The following is a 21,384-nucleotide window of genomic DNA, read 5'->3' on the forward strand; positions in this document are numbered from 1 at the left end:
AAGTTAATTTTCATGGTAGCTGAAGAAGGAAATTAAAAGTAAACAGATGATAATTTGAGCAACATTTAATCAATGACTGACCTCCTATAACATCCTCGAAATCAATCTGCTGAAACTCGCCTCCCAGCAGTTCAATCCGTAGCTGGTATGATATGGGATCTACGTAATGAATGCGACCGGTCATATTGGATGTAAAGCCGTTAGACCATGTCGTTATCTTTACCGACAGGTTATACTCCATCGCATAACAGATACGTTGGTCAAACTCTTCCTTCTCGTATTCATCAATGATTGGCTTTATAATTCGCTCTTGGTCGGTCCATAGATCTCGCTGTGCCTTAATTAACTCCGGCATCCCAAACGCAAACTGCCATTTCTTTTTATCGCGGTCTCGTATCGCCATTTAACTCACCTCGTTATTATATACGAACAAACATTCTGTATGAAAACAAAAATAAAAAGGACCATTTAAGGTCCTAATTTTAACTTCTTCAAGTAAAACACCCTTTAGTTTAAGTTAATATCTTCACATTTATCACTATTTCGTTAGATTCTATACGTAGCAGAACTTTGAGTTTAGGTGATGGAAATTAGGAATTCTACAAATTATATGTTACAATTGTGTTTACCATTTGATTTACTGTTTTCATGTTCCCTACTCATAAGTGAGTGGGGTTTTTTGTTTTTTTATGAAAAATAAAAAAACAGACTCTAAAAAAGAGTCTGTCCATGTTTGGCATTATAATTAAGCCTTATGAACGTTAGCTGCTTGTGCTCCACGTTGACCTTGCTCAACATCAAAAGTCACTTCTTGACCTTCTTCTAATGTTTTGTACCCTTCGCCTTGGATAGCTGAGAAATGAACGAATACGTCTTCTCCACCTTCACGTTCGATGAATCCGAAGCCTTTTTCGCCATTAAACCATTTTACTTTACCTTTTTCCATGTTTGTTGCCTCCTAGTGTGTTAGCACACACAATGTATTACTATCCTTGCTCTCAGTGATCATCAAGACGAAAAGTTCTTACTAATACTATCCTTTACACCGAACAAAAATAATTCTTCATTAGAATAGCATTTTTTGAAATTGTTTGCAAGGAACCCAATTTTTTTAACTAAAGCATCCGTTTAGTTTAACAAGGAAATGTAGATTAATAAACAGTTTCTTCCGGATTCGACATAAAAAAAGGCCATCGTAGTTTTGTTAACTTTATCATTTCTTAGTTTCATCAAGGTGTTGCGAATAGTATACAATACCGCGTTTGAAATACTGAAGCTTTTCGTCAGAGGTTGTCTCCATCAAATTGGTCAAAAGGATTTCTATCGCTTCCTTGTAACCCTGCGTATTATACAGGGCGATCGCGAGATGTACTTGGAGGGCCCGGTTTTGAGGAAATTCTTTTACACCTTGACGTAATGTTTCCTCAGCTTGATTATAATATCCTAAATAACGATAAGTGCTCCCCAAGCCAAGTAAGGCTCTTTCAAGATCTGATTCAGAAAGCCCCAGCTCAAGAGCCCGCACGTAGAAAGGAATAGCCTCTATCTCTAATCCGGAATTATCAAGAGCCACTGCAGTCTGAAAATTGACCTCGGCGTCATCTGGGTAGGCTGCTGCCAAGTCTAAAAGGAGCGTTCGGGCTTCCTCCAAAATAGCTGGATCTTGCTTGGCCCGCCCAGCTTCACGTAGTATAATAGCTTCTGCCAAACGTTCTCGCATCATTTACTTCCAACACCTTTCTTGGTTTGCTTGTATTCTCTTATCCTAATCGTGTGTGAAAATAGGTTGTATAAACCGACAAAATGATACTGGGGAATATCCATCTGATCTTGACACACGTATTCTACATTAATTTTCCAGATACTCATAGTCAAATAGACCATTGCTACTGGTGGTGTTGAGAAAAAAAATGCACTATTAAACTGCTTCGTTAGCACAAGAAAAAAGGATCGCCGTAGCAATCCCCGTTCTTCAACTCTTGCACGCAGTTACTTTAAGTATTATATTTCACGTAGTTAAATTTCCTTTTTGGATATGCTAATTACCCTTTACTTAAACAAAAATCCGTTTAATGCTTAACATCTAAAAGTAATTTTATCTCTTTTATTTGTTCAATGTGTCGCTGTTCATGCAAATATATCTGTTCAATCCATTGATCAAGAGGTAATTCACCAAAAGCAGGATGCTTCACTGATTTTTTCGCCAATATGGATATATCTTCTATGGCACTAAGAAAAGTCATCAATTTTTTTCTCGAATCGTTTAACAAATCAATTATTTTCTGAACTTCAAATGGATCAACATCTGGTTCAACGATTTTTGGAGCTTTAATCTTTTTCGTTCTATCCAATAATATAAGGTGAACTTTTTTACGTTCTTTTTGAGTAATATCAATCTCTTTTAATCCCCATGCAATAGCCTTTATAGATGCCTCTTCCACTAAAACTAAGTGATGGCAAACTTGTGCTATACTCCACTTATTCATATCAGGCTTACTATTAAATTGAGCATCACTTAATAAAGTAATCTCCTTAACTAAGTTATTTCTCGTTTCATACAGATTGTCATTTACTAATTTATTCATGAGATTTCTCCCTTCACAAAAAAGTGCGTACTTAGATTCCTATTCTGTATATATTCTCTACGATGAAAAGTATTCCTGAGCTTTCCGAGTTAAATGCAAAAATTCCAAGGGAATTGGAGTATTGATGAAAGCTATAAGTTTATAACAAATATGGTCCACTTTCATCGGATAAAGCTTTAAATAATTCATTGATGGACAACCATGTTTACTTCATACTATACACACCTTGAGGGGGGGCACTAACTGTGTCCCTCAAGTATGTGGTGGTTAATCGCAAGTTAGAAGTGGTTAATCGCAAGTAGGAGAGGGTTAATCGCAAGTAGGAGAGGGTTAACCGCAAGTAGGAAGGGGTAATCCGCAAGTAAATGGAGCGTATCTGCAAGTTATAAGCAATAAGTGGTGAAATACCTACCAAAATCGCCAAAAAAAGTAAAGTAAACTTGACATCCACCACAAAAGTAAAGTGCACTTTACGTAAAGTGTACTTTACTTTTGTAGAGAGGGAGTCATTATGAAGAATTCAATTCGTGAAAAGCGGACTTCGTTGAACATAACGCAGGAGGAGCTGTCGGAAAAATTACATGTTTCGAGGCAGACGATTATTTCGCTTGAAAAGGGCAAGTATAAGCCATCTCTAGTCTTAGCACACAAACTTGCGCAAATCTTTGATTGTATGATTGAGGACTTATTTACGTTTGAGGGGGATGAAAATATTGACTGAACCATTTATAAACAATTTAGGCGTCATAGCAGTTTTGTTGCTGGGGGTTTTGATGTTAATTGTTGTTCATATCGTTACGTATCGAATAGGCAAGAAAAGCATATGTTTGATGAGCGGCAAAAGTATATCAGCACCAATGCAAAAGCAATGTCTTGGAATATTACGACCGTTGTGATTTTGATTGCTTGTGCTTTGGTTATTATTTTTGAAGGGATTTCGTTATCGTTTTTTATCATGACTGGAATTTACGTAGTTCATAGCATGACGTTTATTTTTACAAGTACGTATGTTGCAAATCGTAACTAAAACATAGGGGAGATGATGAATATGGTGGTTGAGAAAAAATGTCGGGTATGCAGCGGTGTTGAGTTTGCCGAGGGGACGGATTTTATGTCGATCAAACCTTGGATAAGAAGCTTGCAATCGGGGTAAATAAAATTTATACGTTTTGCCTTAACTGTGGGGAGATAGTGTCTACCAGGGTTGAGGATCCTGGGAAGTTTAGAAAGTATATTTGATGAAATAAAAAGGGGAAGTTAATGAGGACGGAAAAGAAGAAAAAACAAGCCACTTATCCTCATACCAAAAAGTCAGTCCCCGCACTGGGGACTGACTTTGGTAACTGTAGTCTTTTGCCGGCGAGCCGGGTGCCTGACACCATTAACAATGCAAAGACGTTACAATTGGTGCATGCCCACCAATTCGACAAGATTCATACATTTTCCACAATTCTAACTGGAAATGTATTTACAATCCAGGCTCCTTCTAGTAGAATATGTAACTAGTACACATGGGAGGAGGATATTGGGATTTGAATCGGGAAGCAAAGAAGAGTAGCTCGAACACTGCTGATTTTTCGGAGATTGTGAAAAATGCTTATGATAAGGGCATAAATGAGACAGAAATAACGCTGGAAAAATTGCTTGAAGATATAAAAGCGGATTTAAGACAAATAGTCATCTGCTAAACATATATAATAGATACATAAGGCTGTTGAGGGGATTACTTCTTAATGGCCTTTTTTTATTTTTATATAGGCTATTACGAAAATTAACGAAAAAAATGCTCTGAAATGGTTTGGGAGTTCATAAAAGAAGGATATAATCCTATGGACCATGAGCTAATCTCCGAAATCGGCATTGAAAAAACCTCAGCAGAGAGAGTCTACTTGAATATTGTGGGTAAAACCGGCAAAAAGCCTAAGTAAAGGGCTTCTACTTGGACATTCTGGGTCGAAGACGCCAAAAAAGCTTAATTAGATGAGTTCTACGTCAAAACACTCGTCTTGGATGGACCAAGGAGTTCTGATCTCAGCCATTAGCCATCCATGAGGAAGGCCTTCACCACAGAAAAATTAAGAAAACTACGTTCTTACATAGTAGTTTAACAAGCCCCTTCCTATATACTGCAAATTTTGTTCGAAATTTGCAATTATTATTAAATTTCTGTTAAAATTTAGCTATTAAATTACAGAATAATAGTATACATGTTACAATTTAAAATAAATTTCTAAAATAAATCTGACAAAGGCAAACCTATTGAAAAATAGGGACGCAAAGTCTCAGATCTAAGGTAAAACTAAGATGGCTGGACTGCCGGATTGATATTCAAAGGAGTGGAATCATTTGAGTATTAAGTCCATATTTTGTTTGCTTTATAGGAATCATAAAGTTGATTATTACACTGGTAAATGTATGAGATGTGGTAAAAAGATTAGAACTCGGTAATTCGAGTTCTTTTTTTATCTCGAATAGATTTATCCAAGTTCGCATTATGGGTCATAAAAGACCAGTTCATGTAGCTTTCGCTCGTAGTGCTTTTTTTATACATATCCCTTGTAATCTTGGCAGCTCCGTTAATCTGACCATCTGTATCACGTAATGGAGAAACCGAGACACTCACGTCTACGAAGGAACCGTCCTTCCATAAGAATTTCACCTCCCAGTTGTTAATTGCGTTCCCTCCAATTAAGGATTCCTTTCCGCTCTTTTCCTCTTCCCAAAAGCCGGCGGGAATGATCGGTAGCTGCCTCCCGATTAACTCGTCTCGATGCCAGCCGTATAATTGCTCAAAGGACGAATTCACGTACATCAGCTCGCCATCCATATTCGTGATATTAATAGCATCAGACGTTTAGGCAAAAAAGGAAGTGAGTTTCTCACTTGTTGCTTGTAACTCCAAACGATCATTTTTCTTTCGAAAGAATCTTCCTATTAAAAAGCTAATAACCAAAAGAATGAAGATTATAAACAGATAATATAAATGAAAAACGTCCATTATTTATAAAATTCTTCCCATAGTGGTAACAACTATGATTGTAGTAACCATTTACCATTTATAAAAGGTGATGGTCGTGAAAGGGGGAGAATGATAACTGAATAGGATAAATACCAATTTCTTATGTCATATTTTAGGCAGAAAATTACAACCAATTTCGACAAAGTTCTACCATTATATGACAGAATCCGATACAATATAATATAATAAATAAAATATTTTTTTCAAAAAGAAAGGGAATGAAAGGTGAAGCGGATAAAGATAGTAGTGGCCGTTGATGATCAAGCTTCTATTGATATGATCAAATCGCTTGTAAAAGACCTAACAGACTTTCAACTTATCGGACAGTGTGTAAATGGAGAACAGCTTATTGAGGAAGTCATGGTAAAGAAGCCAGGCCTTGTCCTGACAGCGGTTACAATTTCGAAGAAAAATGGCATGCAGGCGATCAAGGAGTGCCTATCTTTTTTTCCGGCGATGAAAGTCATTTTTATTGCAGACAATAACGAATACGCGATTGAAGCCTTTGAAATCGCTGCTGTTGATTATATCGTAAAGCCAGTTTCTAGGGAGCGTTTAGGTCAAGCGCTGGAGAAAGCAAACAATATCATTTCCTTTGAACGTGACAAGACAGGAACCGAGCACAAATCCAAGCAGAAAATCCTGCCGTTAAGGGACCAAAACGCGACGTTTTTTATCCCGTTGTCTGATATTTGCTTTATTGAAAAGGTAGGGAAGAAGTGTCTTGTATATACGACTACGGAAATCTATGATACTTACGAAACGATGGCACGAATTTTGGAGCGTCTTGATGTTTCTTTTTTTCATGCCCACCGTTCCTATATTATTAATTTAGCAAAAATATCACAAATAACGCCGCAGAAAGAATCATTTATTGTCCATTTTAATGATACGGACAAACTAGCGAAAATATCGAAGTTAAAAATCAATGAACTAAGAGAACGAATAGCGCTGTTATCTCATGGCTAACCATCATATGGTTAGTTCTTTATTTTTTTTCATTTCGATTTCCATCAATAGGTTTAACAGCAGATCTAATTGTTGACTGCATTCAACCGTTTCCTCCGAAGTCGGTCCATACTTATCGGCCAGATCAAACATTTCATTGCGGTAAATTTCAATCAAGTTTAGTAAACAAGACATGGGGGCCACTCCTAGTAAGATGTTTCAAACACAATTGGGTATATAATACCATTTATGGAACAAATATTGAAGTTAAGTTGTGAACATTTAAAGTAGTTTTTTGCAGGGAGGGGAGAATGGTATGATCGATTCCGGTTCCTATGATTTAAAGATTGTGGTTATTATCATTCTAGTCGCTATCATTTCTTCGCTAGCATCATTGATCGTTATGTTCAAATATAATGACCGCTTAAAACATGTTGAACTAAATTCAAAAAATACGATTCCTTGGCAGCAGGGAATGACCTTAAAATATATCAAACAAGGAGACCAATATATCCATACTTTAATGGAGGGTCAATTGTTAGCAAAAATGGGCCTTACGCTCGACATGGTAATGGGAAAAAATCTCCATGAATTTTATTCCAAAAAGGATGCGGCTGCCATAGAACATGCCTATTCCAAGGCTTGGAATGGCGACATTACCACTTATGAAGCCCATCTTAACGGGATTGATTACTTTGTTACCTTGAGTCCGGTCAAACAAAAAGGAAAAGTAATTGAGGTCATTGGTTCAGGTGTCGATATTTCCGAGAGGAAAAAGGCCGAACAAATCCTTCACGAGTCGCTGGCGTTACGGAGAACGTTGATTGATAGCTTGGAGATCGGGATGGTGGTCATTGATCATGACCGGAAAATCATGGCCGTTAATCGACCGTGGTGCCACATGTTTAAGATTGAGGAGCCAATCCGGGACATCATTGGCAGGGATATTTTCGAACAGCTGCATGTTCATTTTCAACATAAAGAGGCGGTAGTGAAAAAGTTGGACGAGATCATGGTGAATAAACTGCCATACGTCGATGAAGTGAACCAATTTGAAAATCGCATCTTTAAAAGAAGCTATTTTCCTTTTTATATGGATGGAGAGCTAAAGGGCCATATATGGGCGCTTGAAGATATTACCGAACGGAAAGCGATGGAAAGAGGAATCATCGAAACAAAGGAAGAAGCAGTGAAGGCGAGTAACGCCAAGTCGGAGTTTTTATCACGAATGAGTCATGAACTGCGAACCCCATTAAACAGCATCCTCGGTTTTTCGCAATTACTAGAGCTAGATGAAACGCTAACGTGCAAACAGCAGCAGTTCGTCCGCGAAATCATAAATGGTGGCACCCATCTGCTAACGTTAATCAATGACGTATTGGACCTTACAGCGATAGAAGCGGGTAAATTGAAAGTAGCTATCGGTCCACTCAGGATAGGTAATGTGATTAATCAATGTATCCAGTTTGTTGCCCCCTTGGCCGAGAAAAACGGAATCAGCCTGACCATCGCGGTAACTGCCGAGGAGAAACACGTTGTTTCTGCTGACAACATTAGGCTGCGACAGATTCTCCTGAACCTCTTGGATAATGCCATTAAATATAACCGGGAAAATGGAACCGTGTTGATCCAATGCGAGGTACAGGATGACCTTCTGTACGTCCATATCATTGATAGTGGGATTGGGATCCCTGTTGCGGAACAACAGCAGGTTTTTGAACCGTTTTACAGGAGTGGTCGTGTGAATGTGCAAGGAACAGGAATTGGCCTGTCGCTTGTCAGCCAATTGATTCACTTAATGGATGGCAAGGTGGGTGTTAAGAGCAGCAATGAGGGAAGTGATTTTTGGATTAGCCTGCCGCTTGTGCATGCTCCTGCAGCCAATGACCAGAAATTTTATAAAACAACGAGTCAGCTTCAGCTGCAAGATCACAACATTACCATTTTATACATTGAGGACAATCTATTAAATTTCCAATTAGTAAAAGAAATACTGGCAACGATCCCAGGGATAGACCTGATTTCGGCAGCGACAGGGAGCGAGGGCGTTACCGTAGCCGCGGAGCGGAGACCGGACGTCATCTTATTAGACCTAAACCTTCCCGATCTCAATGGTTATGAAGTGCTAGCAAAGATAAAAGCGAATCCTGGATACGAGCAGACTCCCATCATAGCTGTTAGTGCGAATGCCATGCCTGAGGAGATTAAATATGCACTGGCAAGCGGTTTTGTCGAATATATTACCAAGCCGATTGATATTCCCGCATTTTTAAGCCTGCTTGCCAAGTATGTAATAAAGAACGATACGCTCATCTAATAGGGTGGCTTTATAGTTTGGAAAAAATGGAGCCGAGCGAAATGTATGACTGTTTTTTGGAAATGTCAGACCCATACGTTTTTTGGAAATGTCGCGAAATGTCGAATTCTGTGTCGTATTCTGTCGGATTGACTATCCAATAGGTCTATTTACTTGTTTATTAGGTCCTGAATCAATTAGACGTATTTGTTAATAATGGGTATATTTGGTTTGAAAAAGGGGTGCAGGAAAGACTCGTTGATATCCGTCTTTCCTATTTCTTTATGAAAAAATGGACAGAAGAAATGGCGGGTTGTGTATGAGAGTGGGCTATATTAGTCCGATTCAGATGCAAAAAATAGAACATGTCTATCAACCGATGTGGAATGTAACGAACGTATGTAAGTTTGGCCACGAAGCCCTCTTACGGTTTCCCGAGGGCAGGTTCGAAGGGAATATTGAAGCAGCCTTTGCGATGGCAAGAACAGAAGGGACGTTGTACGAACTGGATACGAGGTCGATCGCTGAAGCCATTATTAAATTTCCCTTTGAAAAATTGGCTGGTCAATTGCTGTTTGTCAATATTTATCCGTCTACCTTCATTCATCCTCACTTTCCACTTTTCCTTGCCCAGTTAGTGGCAAGCGTTCCAGGGCTTCACGGCAATGTTGTGTTTGAAGTAAATGAAACAAAACAGGAAGAAGACTTTTGGGATTTGCCGGAGATGAAGGAAAGAATGAAGCTAGTAAGGGAATATGGCTTTGCCGTCGCCCTTGATGATATTGGTAAAGGGGCGGCAGGATTACAGAAGATCATTGAATATGCTCCTGATTACATCAAGTTAGACCGCTACTTTGCCGATGGACTATCGTCTTCAACTGAAAAACAGGAAATGGTTTCATTATTACTTCACTACGCCAAGGACAAGATGGGTGTGATTTTAGAGGGGATCGAAAAGGAAGAGGATTTCGCAGCTGCAAGGGCTATTCGCGTTCCATTTATTCAAGGCTACTTGTTGGGCTTTCCTGAAAAACCGGCAGCACTGTTTTGCTAGGATTATCCTGCACGGTAAACCTTTACCATTTTCCTCATATATTTTCTGCTGTGAAAAGTATAAAATAATAGAATCGAGATGGTTAAAATGTAAAAATCGAAGCGAGTGATCCTATGAAGAAATTGAACGTAATAATAGCGGATGATGACTGTTCTTCAAAATCACTTCTGTCACATTATATAAAGCTGCTCCCTGATTATCAGATAGCGGGGAAGGTGTCGAATGGAGAAGAGCTGATTCAGCTGGTGATGAAGGAGAAGCCGGAAATTGTGCTTGTCGATATCAATATGCCCATCGTCAATGGAGTCGAGGCTGCCAAGGTGTGTAAACAATTGAATCACTCTGTGCAGATTATTTTTACCACGGGTTATGAAGAGTTTGCTGTCGAGGCCTTTAATCTTGCGGCAGTAGATTATCTGGTCAAGCCGATTGAGAAGACGCGTTTCTTTATCGCCTTAGAAAAGGCCAAATTAGGTCTGCAATTGCAAAAAAGAATCGAAGAAAAGCAGCATATTTCCAGCAAACTAGCGATTAAGTCTTATCAAAAGTTTCTTTATTTTGCGATGGAGGATATCCTTTTTGTGGAAAAGAAAGACAGAAAGTCGCTGGTACATACTGTGAATCACACGGTCGAGACCATCGAATCGCTTCAAGAGATTGAAAAACGCTTACCGCAATACTTTTATCGGACTCATCGCTCGTACCTGGTAAACCTAAGGAAAATTGTCAAGATTGAATCGTTCGGCGAAACCTATCTTGCTTACTTTACCGCTTCAGAAAGCATCGCCCATATATCCAAATTGCAGATTCAACAGGTGCACCGGTTATTGGGGCAGTAAGCTAGGTTAATGCTCTCTTTTGTTGGGAAAATTCAAAATAAATGCTAAATTTTACTTTCATCTGAAAATTTCTTACAAACTAGTCACCTAGTGTTGCATAAATTTAATTCCACTATTAAAAATACTCAAAAAGGCTGACTTTTAACGTCAGCCTTTTTATGCGTAGTGTCACGACTTGTTTGACAAGGAGAATTAAATTAGCTCTTTATACTAAATTTTGCGAGATTAGAACCCATTAAATAATGATAAGTATAGGTTTTGGTTATTCTCATATGTTTTTGTGGAAAAAATTACAGATTTACTTGCTAATCAAAAACTCTAGGATAAAGTCACTCCATACTTGATTCCCTTTGTCACTAGGAGCATTTTTGTCCGGCTGAAGGTATTCCTTAATCTCTTCCGTGTTGGTGTCTGGCCAAGCAGACCAGTGATCCAGATAGGTAATTTGGTTCTGTTCAGCAAACTTTTTTAGTTCAGCTACCTGATTAGGATAAAACTTTCCTTTATATACCGGATAGGATGGCTGAAGCATAAAAGTAGTCTCTGGCTTTTTTGCTTTTATATCTTCCATGATTTTCGAGATATCATTTAATGTCTGAACAACTGATACTAAACCAGCGTTATTCTCTAGGATAAAAGGCTCAAGTATAATTAAATCTGCTTCTTCGGCAGCAATTTCGTCTTGTTTATTTGATTTAATTAATTGGGTAGAAGTGGATTTGAAGGTTTTAAGGCCAACCTGGATGTTGTTCTCCCCGAATGTTTCAAGCAGTTTCTCTTTTACAGTCGGGTAAGTACCTGCTGTATCGGAGCCGATGGCAGGAGATCCAACAAAGAGTATCTTAAAAGGTTGCTTTTTACTTAGTGTTTGCTTAAAGCGATCAATGGCTGATGTCGGCCAATTAGTCGTATAAGCAAGGACGTCCTCATCTTGTGCTGCGTTCTCAGCAGTCGTTGTTGAAGCCTTATGTTTGTTGTCTGATACGTTAGATGTGCTCTCTGGTGCTGCTTTGATTCTTTCATTCCAGTAGGAATGTCCGAAGAAGAGAACGGCTACGCAGGCAACCCCTAATAAGAAAGTAAAAAAATTCTTCATTATATATGATACCCCCAAATAGTTTTGCAAATCTAATTATAGCAGAGAACCATTGAAAATAAATTCCATTTTTATTTTATATCTACAAAAATTTACAAAAAGCTGTGAAATAATAAAAGGAAAAACGACAAGATTTACACATATGTACAAAATAATCCAAAGCATGACAAATTTTATGGTATACTATTTGTTAGTTTGATTTTTTTATAATATTTGATTTTTTACAATATAGGGAGGACCAAATGGAGGAAACAATTAGCTTAAAACAATTGCTGCAAACATTGCGTAAACGACTACGTTTAATTTTAAGCATAACATTCATAGCCATTTTAATTAGTGGTGTGGTGAGTTACTTTTTCTTAACACCTATTTATCAGGCGTCAACACAATTATTAGTTAATCAATCCAAAAATGAACAATCTGCCTACCAATATAATGAAGTACAAACAAACCTTCAATTAATTAATACATACAATGTTATTATAAAAAGCCCGGCGATTCTTGAATTAGTAATTAAAGAATTAAAGCTAGATATGTCAGCCAGCGAATTAAACGAAAAAATTACTGTTGGAAATGAAACAAACTCACAGGTTGTCAATCTATCTGTTCAAGACACTAATGCAAAAATGGCAGCGAAGATTGCCAATAAAACAGCTGAAGTATTTCAAAAAGAAATTGTAAATATTATGAGTGTCGATAATGTTAGTATCCTTGCAAAAGCTGAAGTCACAGACAATACATCTCCTATTAAGCCAAAACCATTATTGAATGTAGCGATTGCTTTAGTTGTTGGTTTAATGTTGGGTATAGGGATCGCATTCTTATTAGAATACTTTGATACTACGATTAAGAATGAAGAAGATATTGAAAAGCTCATAGGGGTACCTGTTCTTGGTACAATTGCGGTTATGGATGAATCACAAATCAGGAAACTTCAAACGGATAAAGCAAGGATTAATGCTAGATTAAGAGGTGAGAGAATTGGCTCTTAAAAAAGGGAATAAGACAACAGCAAGTAATAGAAGAAACCTAATTACTATGGTTGATCCAAAATCACCGATATCGGAGCAATATCGTACTATTCGAACCAATATTCAATATTCTACAGTAGATAAAAATGTAAGAACGTTAATGGTCACTTCTTCAGGACCGGGGGAAGGGAAATCAACAACAGTAGCAAACTTGGCTGTTACATTTGCACAGCAGGGAAAAAAAGTCCTATTAGTGGATGCTGATATGAGAAAGCCGACCGTTCACTACACTTTTAATCAAACGAATACATTTGGAATGACGAGCGTTTTAACAAAACAGGTATCATTAGAAGAAGCGATTTCTGAAACAAGTGTAGAAAATCTATATGTACTGACAAGCGGACCGATTCCGCCGAACCCATCTGAACTGCTCAGTTCAAAATCAATGGAGCAATTGTTTCAAACGTCTGAAAACCTGTTCGATATCGTCCTTTTTGATACACCGCCATTATTAGCAGTAACGGATGCGCAAATTTTAGCCAATCGTTGTGACGGTACTGTTCTAGTCGTGTATAGTGGGAAAACGGAAAAAGATCAATTGTTAAAAGCAAAAGAACTCCTTGATTCTGCTCAAAGCAAATTACTAGGAGTGGTAGTAAACAATAAAAAAATTCAAGATACGAATTATTACTATTATTATGGTACAAAGTGATATGTTTTACATTTGCATAATTGTTAAATAATGTTAACATTCTAGAAATCACAACTAATTACATGAGGAGTGGACTCTGGTGATTGATATTCATTGTCACATATTGCACGGGATTGACGATGGTGCGAAAAATGTAGAAGATAGCATCACAATGGCAAAGGAAGCTGCAAAAGAAGGAATTCATACCATCATTGCCACTCCTCATCTAAATAATCATTATGATAATCGAAAAGTAGAAATTATTGAAAAAGTAAAAGAACTTAATCAAAATTTACAAGCAGCAAATATAAATGTAAAGATTTTACCCGGTCAAGAACCAAGGATCTTTGGTGAAATACTAGCAGACTTTGAAAAAGGCGACATTCAAACATTGAATGATAGTCAGTATTTGTTCGTAGAATTTCCATCCAGCCATGTCCCACGATATACAGAAAAACTATTATTTGATCTTCAAGTAAAGGGACTTACCCCCATCATTGTTCACCCGGAGAGGAATGCTGAACTGATTGAACGCCCAGATGTACTTTATAATTTGGTAGAAAAGGGTGCATTAACACAAGTTACAGCTTCTAGTCTCTGTGGTTACTTCGGAAAAAAAATCAAAAACTTTTCAATCCAATTAATAGAAAATAATTTAACTCATTTCATTGCTTCTGATGCACATAATGTGATTAATCGATCATTTAAAATGGAGGAAGCATTTGAATTTATAGAATCTAAGTTTGGCACGGATTATGTCTATCTTTTTAAAGAAAACGCAGAGCTTTTAATAGATGGGAAAAGTATTATGAGGGAAATCCCAACCTCCATTAAAAAGAAAAAGAAATTTCTTTTCTTCTAATTAATTAGTCTTTATGTAAATAGTACACAATCAAACTATTTTTTACGGGCATTATCTCCTGACCAGTGAGCTCCTTGTCCGTTATACATGGTGGTACTTGGTTATGCTGTGGGTCTTTTTACATGTGGACCTTAGACATGTGTTGTCGACAGTGTGATGTTAGGGTGGGTTAGATGCCCAATTAAAATAAATGATAAATCTCTAATGAAAGAATAAGTGTAAAAACACTTGCTACTCCATTAGATATTTATTTTTTTGCCTATACGCTTTAATGGGTAAAAGAGTTTAGTAGATTAACAAAATAAATAAAACAAGTGGGGATTGACGGATGACATATAGGACAAGATTGACCGTGCTTGCTGCACTGGATTCGATCATCGTGTTAACTGCGGTATACATAAGTTTTTTTACGCTGAACCCAGAAGTGCATATCTTTAAAATTCCAATGCTGCTCGTTACTTCGCTTACCTTATTAATCAGCCATCATTTATTTGCTTCTATTTATAAGTTATATAACAAGGTGTGGGAATATGCGAGTGTTGGAGAGCTAGTTGCGATTGTGAAAGCCGTCACTTTGACCATTACGGTGACAGCTATAATGCAGGAGCTAGTTTTTCATAATATATATGTCAGGGCATTGATGATTACGTGGATGCTGCACGTGTTGTTAATTGGAGGATCAAGGTTTTCGTGGAGGATGTTCCGGGACAATTTCATGACGAAGCAGAAAAATGTCAAGCGGACATTAATTGTTGGCGCAGGGGCCGGCGGCACGATGGTGGCACGGCAATTGCTTAATAACCACGATATTGACTTGAAGCCTGTTGCCTTTATTGACGATGATCCGAAGAAGTTTAAATTAGAGATCCTTGGAATATCGGTCGTCGGAAATTCCGGTCATATAAAGGAAGCAGTGGAGAAATACAAAATAGAAAATATCGTGATAGCGATTCCATCTTTAAGCCAGAAAGAATTGAATCGGATTTTTGAAGAATGTGCGAAAACAAAGGCGATGACGCAGATTATTCCGAAGCTGGAGGATTTAATGACCGGGAAAGTAACGGTTAATCAATTTCGCGATGTCCAGGTGGAGGATTTATTGGGCAGAGAACCGGTTGAGTTGGATATTGCCGGAATTTCAGAAATTGTTACCGGGAAAACCGTTTTGGTTACAGGTGCTGGCGGGTCGATTGGATCGGAAATATGCCGGCAGATTTGTAAGTTTCATCCGAGCAAAATTGTCTTAGTAGGACATGGGGAAAATAGTATTTACTTGATTGATATGGAGCTGCGGAGAACATATCAAAATCAAATAGAGATTGTTCCTGTCATTGGAGATATTCAGGATCGGACCAGAATTTTTGAAGTAATGGAAGAGCATCGGCCGTTTGTGGTTTATCATGCAGCAGCACATAAGCATGTTCCGTTGATGGAATATAACCCGAGAGAAGCGGTAAAGAATAATATTTTTGGAACGAAGAATGTCGCGGAAGCGGCGGATTCCTTTGATGTACATACGTTTGTGTTGATTTCTTCTGATAAAGCGGTTAATCCTCCGAATGTAATGGGGGCGACAAAGCGGTTTGCGGAGATGATCATTCAGAGCCTAGCACCGAATAGTAACACGAAGTTTGTGGCGGTTCGGTTTGGGAATGTGCTCGGCAGCCGAGGCAGTGTTATTCCACTATTTAAGAAGCAGATCCATGCCGGTGGGCCGGTGACGGTGACGCATCCTGAGATGACAAGGTATTTTATGACGATACCGGAGGCTTCCCGGCTGGTAATTCAGGCAGGGTCTTTAGCACGCGGCGGAGAAGTATTTGTGCTTGATATGGGTGAGCCGGTAAAGATCGTTGACTTAGCGAAAAACCTTATTAAAATGTCAGGATATTCTATTGAAGATATCGGGCTCCAGTTTACAGGCCTTCGTCCTGGGGAGAAGATGTATGAGGAGCTGCTGAATGAGAATGAAGTGCATCCGGAGCAGGTGTATCCGAAAATTCAAATAGGGAAAGCAAAGGTTATACATAAGGAACTACTTGGTGATTTAATTAATCGACTACTTGTAATGCCGGAAGTGGAGATGCATGATACGTTGATTGCAGTAGCGAATAATAAGTTTGAGCGTGCTTCGGTTTTTGCTAAGGTGGATTAGATTAATTGATTAAAAGATTAAACCTTCGGTTTGATTTTGAATGTAATAGGTGAAAGGTACATAATAATACCAGCTGCTGGGCTAGGAACAAATTTCTTCCAGCTACGAAAGCAAGGCTAAAAGAAATGCTGCCAATTATTGAAAACCAACAATTCAATATATTGTAAAAGAAGTAGTTGTTTCGGGGATTGAAAATCATTTTCATTCTGTACCGGAATTAGAGCAAAACCTAATCCTAAAAGGAAATACGATTAGCTGGAAAAAGTCCGTTATTCTATAGCTGATATACATTATATTCGGCAGAAAGAACCAAAAGTTTAGGGCATGTGGTATGGTGTGCAAGAAATTTTATTGGAGACGAGCCGTTGCAGTTTTTTTTGGTAATGATATTGTGCAGAGTAAAACGCCAATCCATTAAGTATTAAGCGCTAAGAATTATTATTAAATTCCAAAAAACCAAAAAACCAAAACCTGAATAAAGCGAGGAAAATAAAATGATTGATACGAAATTTAGGAATATCCCTTTCTCTCCTCCAGATATTACTGATGCAGAAATTGAAGAAGTTATAAAGGCAATGCAGTCTGGCTGGATTACAACCGGTCCTAGAACAAAAGAGTTTGAAAGGCACATTGCTGAATATGTTGGTGTAAACAAAGCGGTATGTCTTAACTCTGCTACTGCTGCTATGGAACTTACTCTTCGAATTTTAGGAATTGGCCCAGGAGATGAAGTCATTACTTCAGCCTATACCTATACAGCATCTGCTTCGATTATTGATCATGTTGGTGCAAAAATTGTCCTTGTTGATACTGCACCAGATTCTTTTGAGATGGATTATACCAAACTGGCTGATGCGATTACAGAAAGAACCAAAGTAATTATTCCTGTTGATCTAGCAGGAAAGATGTGTAATTACGATGATATATATGAAATAGTAGAAAGCAAAAGAGAACTCTTTAAAGCTAATAATGAACTTCAAAAGTTGTTTAATAGAGTAATTGTAATGACTGATGCAGCTCATGCTTTTGGAGCTGAAAGAAACGGTTTGAAATGTGGTCAAGTTGCAGACTTCACTTGTTTCTCCTTCCATGCAGTAAAGAATTTGACCACGGCTGAAGGTGGGGCTGTTGTTTGGGGAAGCGGTCTTGGATTAGATGATGAATGGATATATAAACAATTTATGCTTTATAGCTTACATGGCCAGTCTAAAGATGCCTTGGCAAAGACTCAAAAAGGTGCATGGGAATATGATATTGTCTATCCTGCTTACAAGTGCAATATGACTGATATTATGGCAGGGATTGGTTTGATACAGTTAAAAAGGTATGATGGTTTATTAAAAAGACGTAAAGAAATAATTGAGAAGTACGATCAAGCACTATTACCTTTGGGTGTTCAAAGCTTACAGCATTATGGAGAGGACTTTGCTTCTTCTGGACATCTTTACTTGTCACGAATACCTGATATTGAGGTAGAAGAAAGAAATGACATTATTACGAGGATGGCTGAAGCTGGTGTAGCATGTAATGTTCATTACAAGCCATTACCAATGTTCACAGCTTATAAAAATTTAGGTTTTGATATAAAAAATTTTCCGAATGCATATAAGCAGTATGTTAATGAAATAACACTTCCACTTCATACTTTATTGAGTGATAAAGATGTGGAGTTTGTAATAGAAACACTTATTAGAGCGATGCGGGAAAGAATTTAGAAGGGCGGGTTACTATAATAGTGTTAAGACAGTGGAGTGATTTACCTGAAAATATGAGAAATGATAGTGTAGGAAGGTACTATGACGCTCTATATAAAAAAAGATATAGTTTATTACTTAAGCGTATATTTGATATTGTATTTGGTCTTATTACGTTTATTATCCTTTCACCTGTTTTTGTGATACTTAGTATTGCAATAAAAATGGATTCTAAGGGTCCTGTAATGTTTCGACAAGTAAGAGTAACACAATATGGAAAACAATTTCGTATATTTAAATTTCGAACTATGGTAAGCAATGCAGAGAAGATAGGGACGCAGGTAACAACCAACAATGATAATAGGGTCACTAAGGTAGGAAAGTTTCTTCGCAAGTATAGATTGGATGAAATTCCTCAAGTTTTTAACATCATTTTAGGCGATATGAGTTTTGTAGGTACTAGACCAGAGGTTGTCAAATATGTAGAGAGTTACACAAATGAAATGGTGGCAACATTATTATTACCTGCTGGGGTAACTTCAGAAGCAAGTATCAAGTATAAGGATGAAGAAAGGATATTAACTACATCTGAAGATGCAGATAGAACGTATGTTGAGGTTGTTCTTCCAGAGAAGATGAAGTTTAATTTGAAAAGTATAGAAAATTTTAGTCTTTTTACGGAGTTTAAGACTATGATAAGGACTGTTTTAGCAGTGGTTAGTAAGCAATAATAGATTAAAGATATTACTTTAAGGGGAAAGAAATGAGGTATCCAAGCGTTGGAAAGTACAGAAAATCTAAACTCTAATAATATTACTTCAAAAAATAGCATTTCGGATAGGAATCAGGACATTATTGTTTCAATGGTAATGCCTGTCTATAATGAGGAAAGATATATTGATGATTGTATACAATCATTGATGAAACAGGATTATCCTCAAGAATCTATTGAGTGGATTTTCGTAGATGGCTGTTCTAAGGATAGAACAAAAGAAATTATAGAAAAATTTAAAAAAAAATATCCATATTTAATTAAGGTGTATGAAAATCCGAATAAAACAGTACCATTTGCTATGAATATTGGAATTAAAGCTTCTGTAGGGAAATATATTATTCGTCTTGATGCTCACTCAGAATATGCTTCTGATTATATATCTAAATGTGTTTACTATCTTGAAACTACAGATGCTGATAATGTAGGAGGCGTTGCCGAAACAAAAAGTAGAGGTTATATAGGAAATGCAATTGCTCTTATGCTGTCATCCAAATTTGGGGTTGGAAATTCCCAGTTTAGAACAAATGGAAAAAGTGGATATGTTGATACTGTACCTTTTGGAGCATTCCGAAGAGAGGTATTTGATAATTACGGTTTATATGATGAGAGATTAACCCGTAACCAAGATAATGAAATGAATTATCGTATTAGAAAAAATGGGGGCAAAATTTATATGGCAGAAGATATACACCTTGCATATTATTGCCGTGACAGTATTAAAGGAATTGTAGATATGGCTGTTAAAAACGGTAAGTGGAATGTAATCACATCTAAATTGTGTCCAGGTGCAATGGGAGTAAGGCATTTTATTCCGTTTGTGTTTCTATTGTCGATATTTATAATGCCTTTACTTACAATAATGGTACCCTTTATTGGTTGCTTGTTTGCGATAGAAATAGGACTTTATTTTCTTTTAAATATTGCATTTTCAATTAAAGCAGCCCCACAAGTTAAATTTACACCGTTACTTTTTATTCTATTTCCTATATTTCATCTATCATATGGATTTGGTTCCTTATTAGGATTAACTAAGGAAGTTTAAGTAAATAAGGAGAGGAATAATAAAATGAGTTTATATGAAAAAATTATAAATAAAGAAGAAAAAATATCTTTAATTGGACTAGGATATGTAGGTATGCCTATAGCGGTAGCTTTTGCCAAAAAAGTTGATGTTATTGGTTTTGATTTGAATAGTGATAAAATTGCTCAATATAAGAATGGAATAGATCCAACAAATGAGGTTGGGGATAAAGCTATTAAACAAACCACAGTTGAGTTTACTTCAGATGAAAAAAGGCTACAAGAAGCAAAATTTCATATCGTTGCCGTTCCTACGCCAGTAAAGGCAGATAAAACACCTGATTTAAGTCCTGTTGAAGGAGCAAGCATTATCATTGGTAGAAATCTTACGAAGGGTTCAATTGTGGTATATGAATCCACGGTTTATCCAGGCGTTACCGAGGATATTTGTATCCCAATCCTTGAGAAAGGATCAGGGTTAAAATGCGGAGTTGATTTTAAAGTAGGTTATTCGCCAGAACGTATTAATCCTGGTGATAATGTTCACAGATTAGAGAATATAACAAAAATAGTTTCCGGTATGGACAAAGAGTCATTAGAAGAAATAGCAAAGGTTTATGAGCTAGTAGTTGAAGCTGGTGTTCATCGTGCAAGTTCGATTAAAGTAGCTGAAGCAGCTAAAGTAGTTGAGAATAGTCAGCGAGATATTAATATTGCATTTATGAATGAACTTGCAATGGTATTTGATAAGATGAATATTGACACTCAAGAAGTAATAGAAGCCATGAATACAAAATGGAATGCATTAAAATTTTACCCAGGATTAGTTGGTGGTCATTGTATTGGTGTAGATCCATATTACTTTATATATGAAGCAGAAAAACTTGGTTATCATTCTCAAATTATCTTATCGGGTAGAAAGATAAATGATGGTATGGGTGAATTTGTGGCTGATGCAATAATAAAACAATTGATTCTTGCAAATAAGATTGTAAAACAAGCGAAGGTTGTCATATTAGGTATTACATTTAAAGAGAATTGCCCTGATACACGTAATTCTAAAGTATATGATATTATTAAATATCTTAATGAGTATGGAATTAAGCCAATTATAGTTGATCCACAAGCAGACCCTACAGATGCAAAGCGTGAATATGGTGTTGATTTAGTTCCCTTTGACATGATAAATGATGCAGATTGCATTGTATTTGCTGTTGCACATAATGAATTCAAGGATATGACAATTGAGTCGATAGATGGATTATTTGGGGAATTTCCAAATGAAGAAAAAGTCATTGTAGATGTTAAAGGTATTTTAGATAAAAATGAGCTTGAAAAACAAGAATATAGTTATTGGAGACTATAAGGAGTTATTAAAA

At 37.1% G+C, this 21,384-nt stretch carries 22 protein-coding genes, 1 pseudogene and 1 riboswitch; of the genes and pseudogenes, 16 read left to right on the forward strand and 7 right to left on the reverse strand.

Going from position 1 to position 21,384, the window contains the following annotated elements; translation table 11 throughout:
- Positions 1-10: 10 nt before the first annotated feature.
- The 4 genes from V7150_RS22625 to V7150_RS22640 all read right to left on the reverse strand — a co-directional run bounded on the left by V7150_RS22625 (position 11) and on the right by V7150_RS22640 (position 2,585).
- On the reverse strand, positions 11-403 hold the full coding sequence (locus tag V7150_RS22625) for a YolD-like family protein (RefSeq protein WP_335522715.1): 393 nt from the start codon (positions 401-403) through the stop codon (positions 11-13).
- Between the two features lie 342 nt (positions 404-745).
- On the reverse strand, positions 746-946 hold the full coding sequence (locus V7150_RS22630; RefSeq protein ID WP_057775982.1) for a cold-shock protein: 201 nt from the start codon (positions 944-946) through the stop codon (positions 746-748).
- Between the two features lie 267 nt (positions 947-1,213).
- Positions 1,214-1,708: a tetratricopeptide repeat protein gene (locus V7150_RS22635; RefSeq protein WP_335522722.1), complete on the reverse strand. Its 495-nt coding sequence runs from the start codon at positions 1,706-1,708 to the stop codon at positions 1,214-1,216.
- 361 nt (positions 1,709-2,069) lie between these two features.
- Positions 2,070-2,585, reverse strand: coding sequence for a DinB family protein (locus V7150_RS22640; RefSeq protein WP_335522724.1), 516 nt, complete (start codon positions 2,583-2,585; stop codon positions 2,070-2,072).
- 511 nt (positions 2,586-3,096) lie between these two features.
- On the opposite strand from V7150_RS22640, the gene V7150_RS22645 reads away from it, so the two are divergent.
- The 3 genes from V7150_RS22645 (at position 3,097) to V7150_RS22655 (ending at position 4,273) form a co-directional block, all read left to right on the forward strand.
- The gene (locus V7150_RS22645) at positions 3,097-3,306 is read left to right on the forward strand and encodes a helix-turn-helix transcriptional regulator (protein ID WP_335522727.1); all 210 of its coding nucleotides are present in this window, start codon (positions 3,097-3,099) and stop codon (positions 3,304-3,306) included.
- A 102-nt stretch (positions 3,307-3,408) separates the two neighbouring features.
- Entirely contained in the window at positions 3,409-3,612 is a 204-nt protein-coding gene (locus tag V7150_RS22650; RefSeq protein WP_335522728.1) for a hypothetical protein, read from the forward strand.
- A 505-nt stretch (positions 3,613-4,117) separates the two neighbouring features.
- A complete protein-coding gene (locus tag V7150_RS22655) occupies positions 4,118-4,273 on the forward strand; it encodes a hypothetical protein (protein WP_335522730.1) in 156 nt (51 codons plus the stop codon).
- A 551-nt stretch (positions 4,274-4,824) separates the two neighbouring features.
- A riboswitch (cyclic di-GMP riboswitch) is annotated at positions 4,825-4,906 on the forward strand.
- Positions 4,907-5,019: 113 nt separating this feature from the next.
- On the opposite strand, the gene V7150_RS22660 is transcribed toward V7150_RS22655, so the two are convergent.
- Positions 5,020-5,427, reverse strand: coding sequence for a PAS domain-containing protein (locus V7150_RS22660; RefSeq protein ID WP_335522761.1), 408 nt, complete (start codon positions 5,425-5,427; stop codon positions 5,020-5,022).
- Between the two features lie 402 nt (positions 5,428-5,829).
- Here V7150_RS22660 and V7150_RS22665 point away from each other — a divergent pair, with 402 nt between their 5' ends.
- Positions 5,830-6,573 carry a LytR/AlgR family response regulator transcription factor gene (locus tag V7150_RS22665; protein WP_335522731.1) on the forward strand — a complete coding sequence of 248 codons (744 nt, stop codon included), beginning with the start codon at positions 5,830-5,832 and terminating at the stop codon, positions 6,571-6,573.
- A 3-nt stretch (positions 6,574-6,576) separates the two neighbouring features.
- Here the strand turns inward: V7150_RS22665 and V7150_RS22670 are convergent, their stop codons facing one another.
- Positions 6,577-6,747, reverse strand: a complete 171-nt coding sequence (locus tag V7150_RS22670; protein WP_335522733.1) for an aspartyl-phosphate phosphatase Spo0E family protein — start codon at positions 6,745-6,747, stop codon at positions 6,577-6,579.
- A gap of 121 nt (positions 6,748-6,868) precedes the next feature.
- Here V7150_RS22670 and V7150_RS22675 point away from each other — a divergent pair, with 121 nt between their 5' ends.
- From V7150_RS22675 to V7150_RS22685, 3 genes are all read left to right on the forward strand, one after another.
- The gene (locus V7150_RS22675; protein WP_335522735.1) at positions 6,869-8,869 is read left to right on the forward strand and encodes an ATP-binding protein; all 2,001 of its coding nucleotides are present in this window, start codon (positions 6,869-6,871) and stop codon (positions 8,867-8,869) included.
- A 298-nt stretch (positions 8,870-9,167) separates the two neighbouring features.
- A complete protein-coding gene (locus V7150_RS22680; protein ID WP_335522737.1) occupies positions 9,168-9,902 on the forward strand; it encodes an EAL domain-containing protein in 735 nt (244 codons plus the stop codon).
- A 113-nt stretch (positions 9,903-10,015) separates the two neighbouring features.
- Positions 10,016-10,741, forward strand: a complete 726-nt coding sequence (locus V7150_RS22685) for a LytR/AlgR family response regulator transcription factor (RefSeq protein WP_335522739.1) — start codon at positions 10,016-10,018, stop codon at positions 10,739-10,741.
- A gap of 298 nt (positions 10,742-11,039) precedes the next feature.
- On the opposite strand, the gene V7150_RS22690 is transcribed toward V7150_RS22685, so the two are convergent.
- On the reverse strand, positions 11,040-11,837 hold the full coding sequence (locus V7150_RS22690; RefSeq protein ID WP_335522741.1) for an SGNH/GDSL hydrolase family protein: 798 nt from the start codon (positions 11,835-11,837) through the stop codon (positions 11,040-11,042).
- Between the two features lie 242 nt (positions 11,838-12,079).
- On the opposite strand from V7150_RS22690, the gene V7150_RS22695 reads away from it, so the two are divergent.
- The 9 genes and pseudogenes from V7150_RS22695 to V7150_RS22735 all read left to right on the forward strand — a co-directional run bounded on the left by V7150_RS22695 (position 12,080) and on the right by V7150_RS22735 (position 21,371).
- Complete coding sequence (locus tag V7150_RS22695) at positions 12,080-12,829, forward strand: YveK family protein (RefSeq protein WP_335522743.1); 750 nt, start codon at positions 12,080-12,082, stop codon at positions 12,827-12,829.
- Positions 12,819-13,520, forward strand: a complete 702-nt coding sequence (locus V7150_RS22700; protein ID WP_335522745.1) for a CpsD/CapB family tyrosine-protein kinase — start codon at positions 12,819-12,821, stop codon at positions 13,518-13,520. The genes V7150_RS22695 and V7150_RS22700 overlap by 11 nt, the downstream gene beginning before the upstream one ends.
- A 79-nt stretch (positions 13,521-13,599) precedes the next feature.
- Positions 13,600-14,361, forward strand: a complete 762-nt coding sequence (locus tag V7150_RS22705) for a tyrosine-protein phosphatase (protein ID WP_335522747.1) — start codon at positions 13,600-13,602, stop codon at positions 14,359-14,361.
- A gap of 328 nt (positions 14,362-14,689) precedes the next feature.
- On the forward strand, positions 14,690-16,516 hold the full coding sequence (locus V7150_RS22710) for a polysaccharide biosynthesis protein (protein WP_335522749.1): 1,827 nt from the start codon (positions 14,690-14,692) through the stop codon (positions 16,514-16,516).
- 36 nt (positions 16,517-16,552) lie between these two features.
- Positions 16,553-16,925, forward strand: a pseudogene (locus V7150_RS22715) (sugar phosphate nucleotidyltransferase); the annotation flags it as partial.
- Between the two features lie 85 nt (positions 16,926-17,010).
- A complete protein-coding gene (locus V7150_RS22720) occupies positions 17,011-18,231 on the forward strand; it encodes a DegT/DnrJ/EryC1/StrS family aminotransferase (protein WP_335522750.1) in 1,221 nt (406 codons plus the stop codon).
- A gap of 53 nt (positions 18,232-18,284) precedes the next feature.
- The gene (locus V7150_RS22725) at positions 18,285-18,941 is read left to right on the forward strand and encodes a sugar transferase (RefSeq protein ID WP_335522763.1); all 657 of its coding nucleotides are present in this window, start codon (positions 18,285-18,287) and stop codon (positions 18,939-18,941) included.
- 48 nt (positions 18,942-18,989) lie between these two features.
- A complete protein-coding gene (locus V7150_RS22730) occupies positions 18,990-20,027 on the forward strand; it encodes a glycosyltransferase family 2 protein (protein ID WP_335522751.1) in 1,038 nt (345 codons plus the stop codon).
- A gap of 24 nt (positions 20,028-20,051) precedes the next feature.
- Entirely contained in the window at positions 20,052-21,371 is a 1,320-nt protein-coding gene (locus V7150_RS22735) for a nucleotide sugar dehydrogenase (RefSeq protein WP_335522753.1), read from the forward strand.
- The last annotated feature ends 13 nt before the right edge of the window (positions 21,372-21,384 follow it).

The organism is Neobacillus drentensis (assembly GCF_036965245.1).
GTDB classification, from domain to species: Bacteria; Bacillota; Bacilli; order Bacillales; family Cytobacillaceae; genus Neobacillus; species Neobacillus drentensis_G.